The organism is Pseudomonas sp. ICMP22404, assembly GCF_006227205.1.
GTDB lineage: Bacteria > Pseudomonadota > Gammaproteobacteria > Pseudomonadales > Pseudomonadaceae > Aquipseudomonas.
On the sequence record NZ_VCNG01000006.1, the window covers coordinates 178,692 to 194,613 of the forward strand.

The 15,922-nt window shown below is 60.8% G+C and carries 9 protein-coding genes; 3 read left to right on the forward strand and 6 right to left on the reverse strand.

The annotated features are described in order from the left end of the window. Window positions 1-11: 11 nt before the first annotated feature. The 6 genes from FGE05_RS13215 to FGE05_RS13240 form a co-directional block, all read right to left on the reverse strand. Window positions 12-1,004 (reverse strand): LacI family DNA-binding transcriptional regulator, encoded by a 993-nt coding sequence (locus FGE05_RS13215; protein ID WP_139645550.1) that lies wholly within the window; start codon window positions 1,002-1,004, stop codon window positions 12-14. A 64-nt stretch (window positions 1,005-1,068) separates the two neighbouring features. Further along, window positions 1,069-2,592, reverse strand: coding sequence for a glycoside hydrolase family 32 protein (locus FGE05_RS13220; RefSeq protein ID WP_139645552.1), 1,524 nt, complete (start codon window positions 2,590-2,592; stop codon window positions 1,069-1,071). Further along, window positions 2,589-3,728, reverse strand: a complete 1,140-nt coding sequence (locus FGE05_RS13225) for an ABC transporter ATP-binding protein (RefSeq protein ID WP_139645554.1) — start codon at window positions 3,726-3,728, stop codon at window positions 2,589-2,591. Before FGE05_RS13225 ends, FGE05_RS13220 begins: the two co-directional genes overlap by 4 nt. A gap of 27 nt (window positions 3,729-3,755) precedes the next feature. Beyond that, complete coding sequence (locus FGE05_RS13230; protein ID WP_024778552.1) at window positions 3,756-4,598, reverse strand: carbohydrate ABC transporter permease; 843 nt, start codon at window positions 4,596-4,598, stop codon at window positions 3,756-3,758. After that, window positions 4,595-5,557 (reverse strand): carbohydrate ABC transporter permease, encoded by a 963-nt coding sequence (locus tag FGE05_RS13235; protein ID WP_139645556.1) that lies wholly within the window; start codon window positions 5,555-5,557, stop codon window positions 4,595-4,597. The genes FGE05_RS13230 and FGE05_RS13235 overlap by 4 nt, the downstream gene beginning before the upstream one ends. 21 nt (window positions 5,558-5,578) lie before the next feature. After that, window positions 5,579-6,853 (reverse strand): ABC transporter substrate-binding protein, encoded by a 1,275-nt coding sequence (locus FGE05_RS13240; protein ID WP_139645558.1) that lies wholly within the window; start codon window positions 6,851-6,853, stop codon window positions 5,579-5,581. A 168-nt stretch (window positions 6,854-7,021) separates the two neighbouring features. On the opposite strand from FGE05_RS13240, the gene FGE05_RS13245 reads away from it, so the two are divergent. The 3 genes from FGE05_RS13245 (at window position 7,022) to FGE05_RS13255 (ending at window position 15,896) form a co-directional block, all read left to right on the forward strand. Then, window positions 7,022-8,587 (forward strand): carbohydrate porin, encoded by a 1,566-nt coding sequence (locus FGE05_RS13245; RefSeq protein ID WP_139645560.1) that lies wholly within the window; start codon window positions 7,022-7,024, stop codon window positions 8,585-8,587. A 161-nt stretch (window positions 8,588-8,748) separates the two neighbouring features. Further along, complete coding sequence (locus tag FGE05_RS13250; RefSeq protein WP_139645562.1) at window positions 8,749-13,080, forward strand: SpvB/TcaC N-terminal domain-containing protein; 4,332 nt, start codon at window positions 8,749-8,751, stop codon at window positions 13,078-13,080. Between the two features lie 17 nt (window positions 13,081-13,097). Beyond that, the gene (locus tag FGE05_RS13255) at window positions 13,098-15,896 is read left to right on the forward strand and encodes an RHS repeat domain-containing protein (protein WP_257225642.1); all 2,799 of its coding nucleotides are present in this window, start codon (window positions 13,098-13,100) and stop codon (window positions 15,894-15,896) included. Window positions 15,897-15,922: the final 26 nt, after the last annotated feature.

A 15,922-nucleotide genomic window follows, 5' to 3' on the forward strand; every position in this document is an offset into this window, starting at 1 on the left:
GGGGTGTCGGTCTAGAGCGACGCCCTGATCACCAACGGGCAATCCACTGGCTGGGTGCCCGTGACCTCAAGCGTTTCGATCAGGTGCCGGGCGGCCTGACGGCCGATCTCGTAGTACGGCAGTTGCACCGTGGTCAGGGGCGGGATGAACAGTTCGGCGATGCCGATCATGTTGTCATAGCCGAGCACGGCCACGTCGCCGGGAATCTTCAGGCCACGGCCCAACAGCAACTGATAGGCACAAAAAGCAATGCGGTCGTTGCCGCAGATCAGGATGTCGAACTCGGGGCGGCCGTCGACGATGTGCCGGTCAAGAATGGTGGCGGTTTCACCATAGGCATCGTGATCGGAAAGGTCGTATTGCAGCAGTGCTTCGGGAGGCAGCCCGAATGCCTGGCAGGCACGCTGCAGCCCGACCTGTCGCAGACCCCAGGCAAGGCTGCGTTTTGGCAGATTGATGCACAGCGGGCGTCGATAGCCCTGGCTCAAGGCGTGATGCACGGCGCGATGCTGGCCGGTCTCGTCATCGGGCACATAACTGACCAGACGACCGTCATCCTCCAGGCAGTTGGCGAGCACCAGCGGTTTGCTCTTCAGGCGCTCGGGAATGCTCACCTGGCGCAACCCCATGGCACTGAAGATCAACCCGTCGGGACGGTGCGAGAGCATCAGGTCGATGTCCTGGTCGGTGGGCGGGTTGTTCAACAGGTTGAGGATGAAGACGTTCCAGCCTGCCTGCTGCGCGGTCTGTTCGATGGACAGCAGCAGCTCGACCGCGAACGGCGTGGTCGCAGTGTCCAGGGCGAACACACCGATGGTCCGTGCCTGGAGGTTATCGCCACGCATTCTGCGTGCCGACAGGCTCGGTACGAACTGCAACTCATCAATGGCGCTCCTTACCCGCTGAAGGGTTTCGGCGCTCAGTTTTTCCGGATTGTTGAGCGCTCTGGAAACCGTCATCAGGGACACGCCGGCCAGTTGTGCAACGTCTTTCACTGAAGTCATGCGAAGTGGGGCCCGTCAGGTTGACGGGCAATCATGACACAGGGTCCGGGCTTCTCGCGACCGTTCATAGCCAGCCTGATCCCAGCGGCCATGCCCTGGGAATGGAGACGTGTCCGCCGTTCCCGCTGGCCAGCAACTTCACTCCCAGGCTGTCGGAGCGGGGATAGAGGCGGCTGCTGAGGCTGAAGCGTCCGCTCTGGTCAAACACCTCTATGGATGAACGATCAAGAAACACCCGCAACTCCAACTGCTCAAGTGACGGGTCTATCGGCACGCTGCGCTGACCGTCGACTTGCGCCCCCGAGCGACTGCGATCCAGTACCAGGCGTTGCAACGCCCCATCGTAGTAGAGCAGGGTTTGTTCAGCGCTTTCGTCATCAGTGCTGCAGCGCAAGGCGACGCCCAGGTGACCGTCGGTGCAGCCCAGCAGGTCCAGGTGCACCAGGAGCTCGAGCCGGTCGCCGCTGATGTGCGATAACCATTGAGTGCCCGGACCGGCCCACGGCGACGTGCCGAGAAGCGGCGCCTGGCGCAAGGCCGTCAGCTCCCGCGCCGGAAACACGCGCAAGCGATCGGCCTGCAACTCAAGCTCGCGAGGCAGGCCGAGCATGCCGCACCAGTGATGCGCCTGGCTCGGCATCGGGCTCTCCCACATGTCGAGCCACGCCCACACCAGGCGTCGCCCATCGGCGGCCTCCAGCGTTTGCGCGGCGTAGAAATCATGGCCATTATCCAGTTCGATAAAGGGCCCGCCGGTGAAGTGCCAATCGCTGTCGAGCCGGCCTACCCGGTAACCGGTCTGGTACTTGTTGAGACGTTCGTAACCCTGGGGATGCATGCCCTGGGGGGAATACAGCAGCACATCGCGTCCGCCCAGTCGAAACAGATCCGGACATTCCCACATATAACCATCGCCTTCCTCGCCCTGGTCGACATAATCAAGGAACTCCCAGGCGTGCAGATCCGTCGAGCGGTACAGCGGCAGCAGTGGTGTGTCGCCCAGGCGGGCGCCGGCAATCAGGTACCAATGGTCATCCTGCTTCCAGACCTTGGGATCACGAAAGTGCATTATCGTGTTCTCGGGTGGGCGCTCGATCACCGCGCCGTGCTTGACGAAGTGGATGCCGTCGGTACTGGTGGCCAGGCACTGGACTTGTCGGATCAGGCGTTCATCCCCCACATCCCCCAGCCACGCATGCCCGGTGTAGATCAGCGCCAGGGTGTCCCCGCACACCACCGCACTGCCGGAAAAGCAGCCGTCACGGTCGAAGTCGTCGCCTGGCGCCAGAGCGATGGGCAGATGCTGCCAATGAACCAGGTCGGCGCTCTTGGCGTGGCCCCAATACATTGGTCCCCATTTCGCTTCGAAGGGGTGGTGTTGATAGAACACATGGTATTCGCCGCGAAAGTACACCACTCCGTTAGGGTCGTTCATCCAGCCCGCCACAGGGGCAAGATGATAGTCGGGTCGGTAATCCTGGATGACGCGGGACAGGCCATCGCTCAGCGCCTGCTGTGCATGTTCAAGGGCCGGGGACAGGGTTGCAGGGGGCATAGGTGCGTTCATGGTATTCAAAGACAAGGTCATAGGGCGCCTGCGGGGGCCGGGCGCAGTGGCACGCCATCGGGCAGGGTTTCAAGGGCGTGACGCTTCAAGGCCACCCCGTCGGTATCGAACAGGTGCAGATTGTCGGTTTCCAGGCGCAGTTTGACCCGGTCGCCGACCTGCCAGCCTGCGTTCACCTCGCAACGACAGATCAGCGGCTCGTCCTGGCCGGTATCGATGTGCACATAGGTTTCGCTACCGAGGTATTCGACCCCGGTCACGACCACGCCAGCGGATCCTGGCGCGGCTTCCAGCGTCACGTGTTCCGGGCGGATCCCCAGGCTCAGTTGGGTGTCCGCCGCGAGGCCGGAGCTGTCGAAGGGTAGGGATGCCTTGCCCAACACAAAGCTTTCCACCAGGCTGGTTTCCCCTGGCGCATGCAGAAACGCCGCAAGAAAATTCATCCTGGGCGAGCCCAGGAAACCGGCGACAAAGCGGCTGGCCGGGCGCTCGTAAAGTTCACGCGGCGAGCCGACCTGCTCGATGCGACCACCGTTGAGCACGACAATTTTGTCGGCCAGGGTCATCGCCTCGACCTGATCGTGGGTGACGTAGATCACGGTCGAACCCAGCCGGGCGTGCAACCGGGCGATTTCGTTGCGCATCTGCACGCGCAGGGAGGCATCCAGGTTGGACAGCGGTTCGTCGAACAACAGGATGTCCGGTTCCCTCGCCATGGCCCTGCCCATGGCCACCCGCTGACGCTGTCCGCCCGACAACTCCTTTGGCTTGCGTTGCAGGAGCTTGTCCAGTTGCAGGATCTGCGCGGTTTTCAGCACGCGCTCGCGCAGGCTGGTCTTTTCGGTCTTGGCCAGTTTGAGCCCGAAACTGATGTTGTCGTAGACGGTCATGTGCGGGTACAGCGCATACGACTGGAACACCATGCCAACGCCACGCTCACGGGGTTCCAGGTCGTTGACCCGGCGTCCGTCGATCAGCAGGTCACCGTCACAGATCGAGTCCAGTCCGGCGATCAGGCGTAGCAAGGTCGATTTTCCGCAACCGGACGGGCCGACGAACACCACGAACTCACCCGCCGCGATGTCCAGGCTGACGTCGCGCAGAATGCGCGCGCCGCCCAATTGTTTGTTCACGTTGTGCAGTTTCAATTTGCTCACGATAGGGTTCCTTGTCTTTATGGGGCCTCAGCCCTTCAACGCGCCAGCGGTGAGTCCGGAAACGATCCGGCGTTGGAAGATCAGCACCAGGATGACCAGTGGGACGGTGACCAGCACCGACGCCGCCATCAGCAACCCCCAAGGCAGTTCATGGGAGCTGCCGCCGGAAATCAGGGCGATGGCGACCGGGACCGTGCGTTGGGTGTCGGTCAGGGTGAACGTCAGGGCGAACAGGAATTCGTTCCAGGCTGCAATGAAGGCCAGCAGGCCGGTGGTGACCAGTGCCGGCCAGAGCAGCGGCAGCAGCACCCGGGTCAGCGTGACCCAGGGCGACGCACCGTCCATGATTGCCGCCTCTTCCAGCTCGTGGGGCAGTTGTCCCATGAAGGTCGTCAGCACCCAGACGGTGAAGGGCAAGGTGAAAATCGTGTAGCTCAGGATCAGCGCCCAGGACGTGTTGTAGAGGCCCAGGGCCCGGATCACCTCGAACAGCCCGGACAGCACGGCGACCTGAGGAAACATCGACACGCCCAGGACCAGCATCAACACCGTGCCTCGGCCACGAAACTTGACCCTGCCCAGCGCATAGGCAGCCGTCAGGCTGAGGAACAGCGCCAGCGCGACCACGCATAGCGAAACCACCAGCGAATTGCCGATGGCCCGCAGGAACGAGGCTTGCTGGAGTACTGCGGCATAGTTGGAAAAGTCGGGGTTGTCGATCCAGTAGCTCACCTGGAACAAGGCCGTGGATGACTTCAGCGACGTGACGATGGCGTAGTAGAAAGGGAAGACCGCATACAGCAGCAGGATCCCGATCAGGCACCAGAACCCGAGGCGCAACAGCGCTTTTTTCAGCAGTCGCCGATTCATGAGCGGACCTCCATCTGGCGGCGTCCGAGGTACAGATAGACGATGGCGATCACTGCCACGACCAGGAACAGCAGACTCGAGGCGGCGCTGCCGTAACCGACGTCCTGGAACTCCACCAGGTGCTGGCGGGCGTAGACCGACATGCTCATGGTGCTCGACGAATTCGAGGTCAGCACATAGATGACATCGAACACCCGCAAGGCGTCGAGAATGCGGAAGATCGCTGCCACCAGCAGCGCCGGCAGCAGCAATGGCAGGGTGACCCGCCAGAACACTTTTAACGGATGGATGCCATCGACCCGTGCGGCTTCGTAGCAATCGCCCGGCAACATCTGCAAGGCAGCCAGCATCAACAGCGTGACAAAAGGGACGGTCTTCCAGACGTCGACGATAATCACCGCCCACATCGACAGCTGCGCGTCTGCCGTCCAGGCCAGGGGCGCGTCAATCAGACCAAGGCCCAGCATCAGGTGATTGATGATGCCGAACTGGTCGTTGAGCATCCATGACCAGATCTTCGCCGAGACAATGGTCGGAATCGCCCAGGGAATCAGGATCAACGCCCGCACCAGGGCGCGCCCGGTGAACTTGATGTTGAGCAACAGTGCCACCAGCAGCCCCAGGACCATTTCCAGTCCCACCGACACCACGGTGAAATGCAGGGTGTTGCGCACCGCGTTCCACCACTGGGGATCCACCAGCACGCCGGACCAGCCGGAGCCGCTGTAGTACAGGTAATTGCTCAGGCCCACAAAGGTGCCGCCCGTGGTATCCGCGAGGCTGGCGTCGGTCAGGCTGAACCAGAACGTACGCAGCAGCGGCCAGGCCGCTACCAAGGTCAGGCACAGCAGCATCGGCGCCAGGAACAGCCAGGCGGCGCGTACTCGGCGGCGTTGTACCGGCGTTTCCCGGGCGGGCAGATGCTCGGCGCAGGGCGCGTGGACAGAAGAGACAGACATGGTGATTTCCTTCCTTGTGGCTTACCAGTTCCGGCGTTTGATGCGCGTGAGTTCGCTTTCCAGGTCGACCAGCGCCTGATCGACCGGCAACTCTCCAGCCAGGACTCCGTGGACTTGATCGAAGAACGCATTGGAGACCCGGGGATAGCGGGCGGCAGTGATGGCGGCGGGGCGCATGACCCCATCGTTCAGGATGTTGTGCAACTGACTGTAATACGGCATGGCCGCGAGCAGTTCAGGGTCTTGGTAGAGCGACTCGATAACCGGGTTGTAGGCACCCACCAGCGCACGATGTCTCTGTTGTTGGGCGCTGGTCAGGTAACTCACCAGTTCCGCGGCGAGCTTGGGCCTGGCGCTGTAGCGCGATATCGCCAGGCCCCAGCCACCGAGGGTGGAAGCATGGCTGCCGGACGCGCCACCACGGGGCAGGGGTGCGATGCCGACCTTGTCCTTCACCGCACTGTCCGGACTTTGCACCAGGGCCCAGGCATACGGCCAGTTGCGCATGAACAGGGCATTGCCCGACTGGAATACCCCACGTCCTTCCTCTTCGGTGTAATTGAGCACGCCACGGGGAGAGATATCGCCTACCCAGCTTTTCGCCAGCGTCAGCGCAGCCCTTGAGGCCTGGTTATTGACCACGATGTCGCCTTGCGGATTGACCAGGCCGCCGTCCGGTTGACTGCTGATCCACTCCAGCGCGTTGCACGTCAGGCCCTCATAGGCACGCCCCTGGAAGACGTAACCCCATGCATTGGCATTTCCGGCGTTGCGCTCTGCCTGTTGCACAGCCCTGGCGGTAGCGGTCATTTCCTCCCAGGTCTGGGGGACCTGCTTGTCGTACTTATCGAGCAAGTCCTTGCGGTAATACAACAGCCCCGAGTCGGTGAACCACGGCATCGTGACCAGCCGCCCGTTCACCGTGGCGTTATCCACCTGGGCCTGGAAGTAGCCTTGGGTCGCGTTGGCGGGGAGCACCTCGCGCAAATCCATCAAGTGGTTGGCCAGCATCCCCGGCCACACCATGTCGATCTGGATGATGTCGATGTCGCTGGACTGCGCACTGAGGATCTGCTGGTAGAACGACAACCGCTCGGTTGCCGAGTTTGGCGTGGAAACCACGTCGACGCTGTGGCCGGTCTGTTTCGACCAGGCCTCGACAGCCTCTTTGCACAGTTGCAACTCCGCACCCACCGCGCCGCAGGAGATCGTCAGATCGGCTGCGCTGGAAAGGCAGGGAAGCCCGGCAAAAGCGCTGAACAGCGCTGCTGGAAGGAGCGATTTGAGTCGTTTCATAAAGCCCTCTTTATTTTTGTTTTTATAAAAGTTAACGTTAACATCGCCAAATGTAGCAGCGTATTTGCGATGAGGCATCCTTTTTTTCGTGGAACGTGACAATTGGTCCTCCATGGAAAAAAGGTCGCTCGCAAGACAGAACAATAAAAACAAAACAGGGAAATCCACATGCAGAAAGCATCAAGCTGGCTCATTGCAGGCGTGCTCGGAACCTCGGCGGCGACTGTCCAGGCCGCGACGCTGGAAGAGCGCATGGCTGCCTTCGAAGCCCGCACCAGCGCAGCGGAAAAGCGCGCCGCCGCAGCCGAACAGCAGGCCCAGGCTCTCGCCAGGGAACTGCAGCAACTCAAGCTCACTCATCCTGGCTTGCAACCGACGGCCTCCGTTGCGAGCACTCCCGTGGCGCCCACTTTGGACGCGCGGTTGGCAAAACTTGAAGCCAATCAGCAAAACCTGGAAAAGGCGGGCAGCGGCGGGCACCTCTCCGACGGGTTTAGCTTCAAGGGCTACGCCCGCTCGGGATTGCTGATCAACGATGGGCTGGGGGGAGGGCGCGGCGGTCCCTATACGACGCCGGCCGGTTCCGTGGGTGGCGCGGTCGGACGACTGGGCAACGAGGACGACACCTACATGCGCATCGACCTTTCGAAAGAGCTGTATGCGCAGAATGGCACCCGTTCCAAATTCACCGTTTCCATTGCCGATGGCGTGGAAAGTTCCAATGACTGGACCGCCGAAGAAAGCAACCTGAACGTGCGTCAGGTGTTTACCGAACTCGACCATCTCGCCGCGTTCAAGGGCAACCCGATGTTCGAGAAGGCCACCCTGTGGGCAGGCAAGCGATTCGACCGGGACAACTTCGATATCCATTGGCTGGATTCGGACGTCGTTTACCTGGCCGGTACCGGCGGTGGCATCTACGACGTGCAGATGAACAAGGACTGGCGCTCGAACTACTCGCTGATCGGGCGCAATTACGGGGACTTCAGTGAGGGAGGGGTCAATGCGGACGTGGAGAGCTATGTCCTGACCTCCAACCAGTTTTTCGCCAACGGAGAGTGGCAGTGGATGTTCAATGGCATCGGCTCGAAGAAAAACGACTTCAGCACCCGCACCAATGAAGCGGGCCTGGCCCCGGCGGATTCCGGCCTGCACAGCATGATCGCGAATCATCAGCGCACTTTTTTTGGCCGCGAAGGCTTCTTCAAGACGGCGCTGCTCTATGGGCAAGGCCTGGGCGCGGAGGTCAAGAACATCGGTGCGGACGGTGAGCTGATCGACGAAGCCCGGGCCCTGCGCCTGGCGGTTTACGGTGAAACCCCGATTGCGCCCGGCTGGCGCATTGGCCCTAGCTTGCTGGCCGAGCAGAGCAAGGACCGCTACGTCAAGGGAGATGACTACCGCTGGATGACCCTGAACGTGCGACTGGCCAACGAGATCAACAGCAATTTCGAAATGGCCTACGAGATGAGCTGGCAGACCATGGACCTCGATCCCAAGGGCTACAAGCAGCGTAACGCGGTGGACGGCAATTTTTGGAAATTCACCGTTGCACCAACATTCAAGCCGGACTTGGGCGACCTGCTCACCCGTCCTGAATTGCGGGTGTTCGCGAGCGTCATGAACTGGTCTTCGGATCTGGACCGCTACAGTGCTTCGGATTCGTTCGGCAAGACGGATTTCAACGCAGGTGGTGTCTGGCAGTACGGGATTCAGATGGAGACGTGGTTCTAGCGCAGGTCAGTGGGATCGCCGTCCCATGATCCCACTGACCGGATATGCCAATGCGCGCCCGTCTTATCTCGTTAATCGCTAAAAAACTGTGAACTCTGACAGTAGATGCTTATCCGGATTGCGCTCACATTGGCTTCAGCATATCCGCTCGGAGCCAGGCGATGGACCAACCGGAAGGCATTAGCATCCTACCTCCGTCATTGCCCAAGGGCGGAGGCGCCATCCAGAGTCTCGGCAAAAGTTGGGGGGAGGTCGGCTTCAGCGGCAAGGCCTCCTTCGACTTGCCGCTGCCGATTTCCCCGGGACGCGGTTTCGCCCCGCCCCTGACCCTTGGCTATGGAAGCAGTGCGGGAAATAGCCTGTTCGGCATCGGCTGGGTGTTCTCGCTTGGCTGCGTGGCCCGGCGAACCAGCAAAGGCGTGCCGGATTACACGGACGATGACGTGATGCTGGGGCCCGACGGCACGGTCTGGCTGGCGGAGCGCGATGATGCCGGGACAATCATCCGGACCCCTGTGCACAGCTACCGGGGCCTGGAATTGGGGGCGGATTACCAGGTCGCGCGCTACTTTCCCAGGAGCGAGGGGGCCTTCGAACGCATCGAGCATTGGCGTTCGGCGGATGACTTCCCAGGATTCTGGCTTACTCATGGCGCTGACGGCAGCCTGCACCTGTATGGCTTCAACAGCTCCTCGCGCAGTACTGACCTGGAGGACCCCCTGCGTGTCGGTGAGTGGCTGCTGGAGGAAAGCCTGAACCCCCACGGCGAACATATTCTTTATGAGTATGCCGGTGAAGACCACGCAGGAATGCCCGAGGACACGCCGCGGGACTTTCGGGCCCAGTGTTATCTGAGTCGGGTGCGTTACGGCAATGTCACGGCTTGTGAACACCTTTATCACTGGGCGCCGAAACAGATGGAACAGGCGCAGTGGCATTTCGATCTGATTTTCGATTACGGCGAGCGCAGTACCGAACTGGAAACCATTCCTGGGTATGAGCCAACTGGTGAGTGGCCTGTGCGCAGCGATCCTTTTGCGACCTATGGCTATGGGTTCCTATTGGGTAACCTGCGTCTCTGTCGGCAGGTGTTGATGTTCCACCGTTTTGCACCGTTGGGTGGTGAGCCGTTGTTGGTACGACGGTTGTTGTTCGAATACCGGACCACCGAGCTGGGCTACAACCTGCTGTGCGCGGCCCACTTGCAAGGCGTTGACGAGCAAGGGCAACTCGAGTCTCGCCCGCCGGTGATGTTCGATTATTCGCCGTTCTCACCCGATAACAGCGGTTACGCAACCTTCGATGCCATGCCTGGCTTGAACGATGGGCAGCGGTATCAGCTGGTCGACCTTTACGGCGAGGGTATGCCAGGGGTGTTGTACCGCGGTGACAAGGCTTGGTATTACCGTGAGCCCCTGCGTGCACAGTCGACGCTGGCCCAAGACGACGTCTCCTACGATTCGTGGCGACGATTGGAGGGCATTCCAGTGATGGACGGCCGCAAGTCGGTTCGCCAGTCGCTGATGGACCTCACCGGCGATGGCCGCTTGGACTGGGTGGTGGCGCAACCTGGGGTGAGCGGTTTTTTTACCCTCAACCCGGATCGCAGCTGGTCCGAGTTCGTCACGTTCGATACGTTCCCCCGGGAATTCTTTCATCCGCAAAGCCAACTGACCGACCTGATGGGCAGCGGCTTGTCCGACCTGGCAATGATCGGGCCTCGCAGCGTGCGTTTGTATGGCAATCGCCGGGAGGCGGGGTTCGCCTCAGGCAAGCAAACCCCGCATCGCGCCGAAACCGCTCCCCAGGATCGGCTCCCGTTGTTTAGCCAGGCGCAGACTGAGCTGGTGGCCTTCAGCGATGTACTGGGCAGTGGCCAGCAGCATCTGGTGCGTGTTCGCCACAATGAAATCGTCTGTTGGCCCAATCGTGGCCATGGGCGTTTCGATCCGGGCTTTCGCCTCGGCAGGCTGCCTTATACCAAAGCGTCTTTCGATGCTTCGCGGGTGTTACTGGCCGACCTGGACGGTTCCGGCGCGACGGACCTGATCTATCTGACCTCAGAGCATGTCGAGATTTTCATGAACCGCACCGGCATGGGCTTTGAGAGCACTCCGCGCATCCAACCCTGGCCACCGGGGGTGCGCTATGACCGGCTGTGCCAGGTCAGTGCCGCCGACCTGCAAGGGCTGGGTTGTTCCAGTCTGGTGCTGACTGTCCCGCACATGAAACCGCGGCATTGGCGCTGTGACTTCGTCCAGGCCAAGCCGTATCTGCTGCACAGCACCAACAACAATATGGGCGCGGTGGGGGAGGTGATCTATCGCAGTTCGGCTCAGGAATGGCTGGATGAAAAACAGGCACTGCTGACGGAGGGACGGGAGGTCGAATGCCGCGTGCCGTTTCCGCTACCGGTAACCGTCGAGCAGACCCAGCTCGATGAAATTACCGGCAATCGCCTGACCCAACGTTTCCAGTATCGCCAGGGCTACTACGATGGACAGGAACGCGAGTTTCGTGGCTTTGGCCTGGTGTTGCAAGGCGACAGCGAGGTCAGTGGCGACGAAGCGAAACGGACAGGTTTTACCGCACCGGTATTGCGTAAGCGCTGGTTCCATACCGGGCGGATGCCAGACCTGCCCGGGCGGGACTATGATCACTCCGACAGTGCTGCCCGAGTCTTGGGGCCTGCCTTGTTGCTGGCACCGCAACACCCTGCACCTGACGAAATCATCGACAATGCCGATGCACCGACCCTGCATGACATGGCTTACGTGCTGGCTGGCCTGCCATTGCGCGACGAGGTCTTCGCGCTCGACAGCGCGGACCCGTTATCCGCCAGACCCTATTCGGTGCAGCAATACCGATACGCCGTCCGTCGGTGGCAACCGCGCAACGAGCATCAACCTTATTGCCGTATGGAACCGCTGGAACTGGAGTCTGTTGCCTACACCTATGAGCGCCAGCCCGACGACCCTTTGTGCCGGCACCATATCAACCTGGCCTGGGACCGTTACGGTGGGCTCATCCACGAGGTGACGGTCGACTATGCCCGACGTAAGTCAGCCGATGATGAGCCTCCGTTCAGCGAGACCCATGAACGCACCTGGTGGCGGGCGGCACACGATGAAGCGCAGCGCTACTATTACCTGAATGAACAGCGCGCCGAGTACATTCACCTGGATGATCCACAAGCCTGGCGCCTGGCTTTGCCCTATCTGTCCCGTGCCAACGCCCTGGTACTGCCGAAGTCCGCCCTGATACCGGAGAATATTTCCTATGAGGCCTTGGGCGACCTTCTTAACGCGCCGCCTCGCGGCGATTTCCAGCGAGCGCTGACTCAGTTATCCGTACAGCGTTATCAGCAGGCGGGCCAGACGTTGCCGGTGGGACAGGCCAGTTTCGAAGCGTTGGTCGATTATCAGGAGTCTGCGGAGCTGGATGAGGAGGCGTTGCGCGCCTACGCATCGGTGCTCGATCCGGAGGCGCTGGCGGACAAACTGACCGGGTTGGGTTATCGGCGCCTGGAAGCTGTGCTACCGGAGGAGCCCCAGAGGGTGCTCTGGTCGCTCCGCAAGGGCTTCATGACTTACGCCGGACTGGACGGTTTCTATCGGATGAGCAGTGCCCGGCCGACCGAAAGCCAGGGCCCGACGCAGATCATCTTTGACCCCTATCACTGTCTGCCGGTGATTGTCACCACCGCCGACGGTTGCAGCACCCGCGTGGATGCCGTGGACTATCGGTTCCTGTTGCCCCGTCGTATCGTCGATCCGAATCAGAATATCCGGGAGGCTTGTTTTGACGGCTTTGGCGACCTCTCGGCCAGCAGCTTCCGGGGTACCGAGCGCGGCATGGAGATCGGTTTCGATCCGATAGACGAGTATCAACCCATTGTCAGCCTGCCGGTCCAAGCCATCGCTGACCCGGACGCGGCAATACAAGGCGCGGCGAGTGTGTGTTTTCGCGATCCATTCAGTTGGATGCAGCGTCATGAACCGGTACACGTCGCTGTCCTGCAAGCCGACCGCTATCCGCAGCCCCCGGACAACCCAGCACGCAAGATCCGCATCGCCGTGCAATGCTGGGACGGCTTTGGGCGAATATTGCAGACCAAGCAGAAGGTCGAGCCCGGCGATGCCTACAAGATCGCACCCGACGGCAGTCTGGTGCTGGACGGTGATCAGCCCGTGACGGCGCCGGCCGCCGAGCGCTGGCGGGTCAGTGAACGGGTCGAATACAACAACAAAGGCTTGGCGGTACGGGTCTATCGGCCGTACTTCGCCGATGGCCATCGCTATATCAACGATCAATCGTTCCGTCGCTTCGGCTATTGCGACCAGCAGTTCTATGACCCATTGGGCCGCCCGACATTGACCATTACCGCCATGGGCTATTGGCGACGCCAGCATTACCTGGGGTGGTATGGCATGACCGAAGACGAGAACGACACTTTGGAAGCGTCCTCGGCGAACAGGACATCCTCAACCTGAGAAGAGGAGCGCGGCAGGTGAGTATCAGTATCCATCAGTACACACCGGTATTGGCGGTTATCGATCCGCGAGGGCTGGATATTCGCCGGGTCGACTATTACCGCTCCGAGGAAATGACAGAAGCCGAAGAACGCATTCACCGCAACGCCCATGACGCCATGGGGCGCCTGGTCGAGCAATGGGATCCCCGGCTCTGGGCATTGAGTGCAGAAGATACGGCGACGCCCGCCAACCTCGTCAATCGCTATTCCCTCTCGGGTAAGGTGTTGGGTTCCATCAGCGTCGATGCCGGCGAGCGGATCAGCTTGTTTGGCGACGCTTATCAAATCGTTCAAGCCTGGGACAGCCGGGGCACTGAGCGGCAGATCGAGTACGACGCTTTGCTGCGACCGTTGGCGATCATCGAGCAAGGAGAGGATGAAACACCTCGCAGCACCGAACGTTATGAATATGCCGATGGTAGCGCCGATTTCGCCGCGCATAACCAATGCGGGCAGTTGATCCGGCATGACGACCCGGCGGGTACCCGGACATTGGACGAGTACGCGTTGACGGGGGGAGTGCTCGAACAGACCCAGCGATTCTCAAGCGCGCTGGAAGTGCCGGATTGGCCGCCAGCGCTACCGGACCGAGATGCGCTCCTGGAGCCCATAGGACAAGCAGTCACCAGCACTTCACGCTTCAACCCTCTGGGCTATGTGCTGGAGCAGACCGACGCCAAGGGTAATCGGCAATCATTCGACTACACCGTCGATGGTTTGCCGTTCGCCACCCATCTGCAACTCACCACCCAGGCGTCTTATCAGCTCCTGGTCAGCGCCATCGCCTACAACCCCTACGGGCAGGTCGAACAGGAAACCGCCGGCAACGGCGTGCTCACCACGCTGACATATCGCCCAGAGGACGGTCGTCTGATCCGGCTCCAGGCTCGACGTGGAGAGGAGGCTTTGCAAGACCTGCATTACGCCTACGATCCCGTGGGCAATGTGCTGAGCATTGAAGACAGGGCCTTGCCGATTCGCTATTTCGCAAATCAGCGGATCGAGCCGGTCAAGCGTTATGGCTACGACAGTCTGTATCGACTGATCAGCGCCACGGGATGGGAGGCGGGCAGCGCCGGCCGAGGTCCTGGATTCAATCGCTTCGATGATCCAGGCGCTGTTGCCAACTACCGCCAGACTTACCACTATGACGCCGGCGGTAATCTGCTGGAACTGGTGCATGTCGGCCCGCAGAACCACGGCCGTAAACTGACGGCGGCTCGGTATGGCAATCGCTGCCAGCCTGAACGGGACGGTCGCCCACCCACCGAAGAAGAGATTGCCGCCGCCTTCGATGGCAACGGCAATTTGCTGGAACTGCAGCCGGGGCAGGCGATGAGTTGGGATCTGCGCAATCAACTGCGCGAGGTACGACCGGTTGAGCGTGAAAGCCTCGACGATGATTTCGAACTGTACCTGTACGGGGGGGACGGGTTGCGCAGGCGCAAGGTGCGCGCGACTCGAACCCATACGCGTTCACGGCTATCGGAAGTTCGTTACTTGCCGGGCCTGGAAATACGCACCCGTGAAGACACGGGTGAGGTATTGCAGGTGATCTGTGCGCGGGCCGGGCGTAGCGTCATGCAAGTCTTGCACTGGGAAACGGCGCCGCCGTCAGGCATTGCCAATGACCAGTACCGTTACAACCTGACCGACCACCTGGGCTCCAGCAGCGTTGAGCTGGATGGCGATGCGCAGATCATCAGCCAGGAGGCCTACCATCCTTTCGGCGGCACGGCCTGGTTTGCCGGGCGCAGCGAAGTGGAGGCCGGTTACAAGACCGTGCGTTACTCGGGCAAGGAGCGGGATGCGACGGGGCTCTATTATTATGGGTTCAGGTATTACATGCCTTGGTTGCAGCGCTGGCTCAATCCCGATCCGCTATGGGCGGTGGACGGCCTGAATCTGTACCGAATGGTTGCGAATAATCCGCTGGTCAGTACCGATCCAGATGGTTTGATGCGACAGTCCGCAGTGAATAAACCTTCAACCGCTGCTGAGCGCCCAGCCAATCTGGCTCACGGCTTCACTGATGAGGCGCCAATGGCCTCGCCGCGTCCGCCCCGTTCGATTCCGGCGCCCGATCCTGATGCTGCCCGATCCCAGGGGGAGGCCCAGGAATCACAGAGTGAGCGTTTGAAGAGGATGCTCGAGGTGCCAGAGTTGCAAAAAACACATCCGCGGGTGAAGGATCTTGATACCGCAGTTGCTCAATCGCAACGCCTGACCGATGCCCAGTTGAGCGGCATCAACCGGATCTTCAACAATCGCCTGGCCATGACTCCCTTGAAAGCAGGCAATCCAGGCGAGCAAACGGAAGCTAAGCCGACGCAGATATTCGAGTTACAGCGGGAGTCGAAGGATCGTTATTATTTCTTGCCAACCGCACCGGATGCCAAGGAAGTGCCCAGTCCGAAAGGTTCGTTCCTGTACGTTATTCGTGCTGATGACCCCGGGCGTGTCTATGCCGGCGCCCCCATGGGGTCGCCAACGGCCGAGGAGAGATTCATGGTGCAGGGACATACCTCTCTTTCCCGCAGAGAAGATGCTCTCTACGCTGGCCACGTAACGCTCGATGAAGAGGGGAGGCTCGAATCCTGGAATAATGGCAGCGGTCACTATTTACCGCCGTTCGACTTGCACAAGACGAATCTTTTGCCGGCAGTCCAGCGGCTTTTGCCTAGCGAATTGTTTGTCGACTATCAGAACATGACCCCAGAGCAGCGGGATCGCACTTTCGCACTGCGCGGTTATTTGACTTTTAGATTGTCTTGAACGTGGGCGTGAAGTCAGGGCGAGGG

Excerpts from the sequence above, each read along its gene's own strand:
- FGE05_RS13245 (WP_139645560.1), top strand. The coding sequence starts at position 7,022 with ATGCAGAAAGCATCAAGCTGGCTCATTGCAGGCGTGCTCGGAACCTCG.
- FGE05_RS13230 (WP_024778552.1), bottom strand. The coding sequence starts at position 4,598 with ATGAATCGGCGACTGCTGAAAAAAGCGCTGTTGCGCCTCGGGTTCTGG.
- FGE05_RS13220 (WP_139645552.1), bottom strand. The coding sequence starts at position 2,592 with ATGACCTTGTCTTTGAATACCATGAACGCACCTATGCCCCCTGCAACC.
- FGE05_RS13215 (WP_139645550.1), bottom strand. The coding sequence starts at position 1,004 with ATGACTTCAGTGAAAGACGTTGCACAACTGGCCGGCGTGTCCCTGATG.
- FGE05_RS13240 (WP_139645558.1), bottom strand. The coding sequence starts at position 6,853 with ATGAAACGACTCAAATCGCTCCTTCCAGCAGCGCTGTTCAGCGCTTTT.
- FGE05_RS13250 (WP_139645562.1), top strand. The coding sequence starts at position 8,749 with ATGGACCAACCGGAAGGCATTAGCATCCTACCTCCGTCATTGCCCAAG.
- FGE05_RS13235 (WP_139645556.1), bottom strand. The coding sequence starts at position 5,557 with ATGTCTGTCTCTTCTGTCCACGCGCCCTGCGCCGAGCATCTGCCCGCC.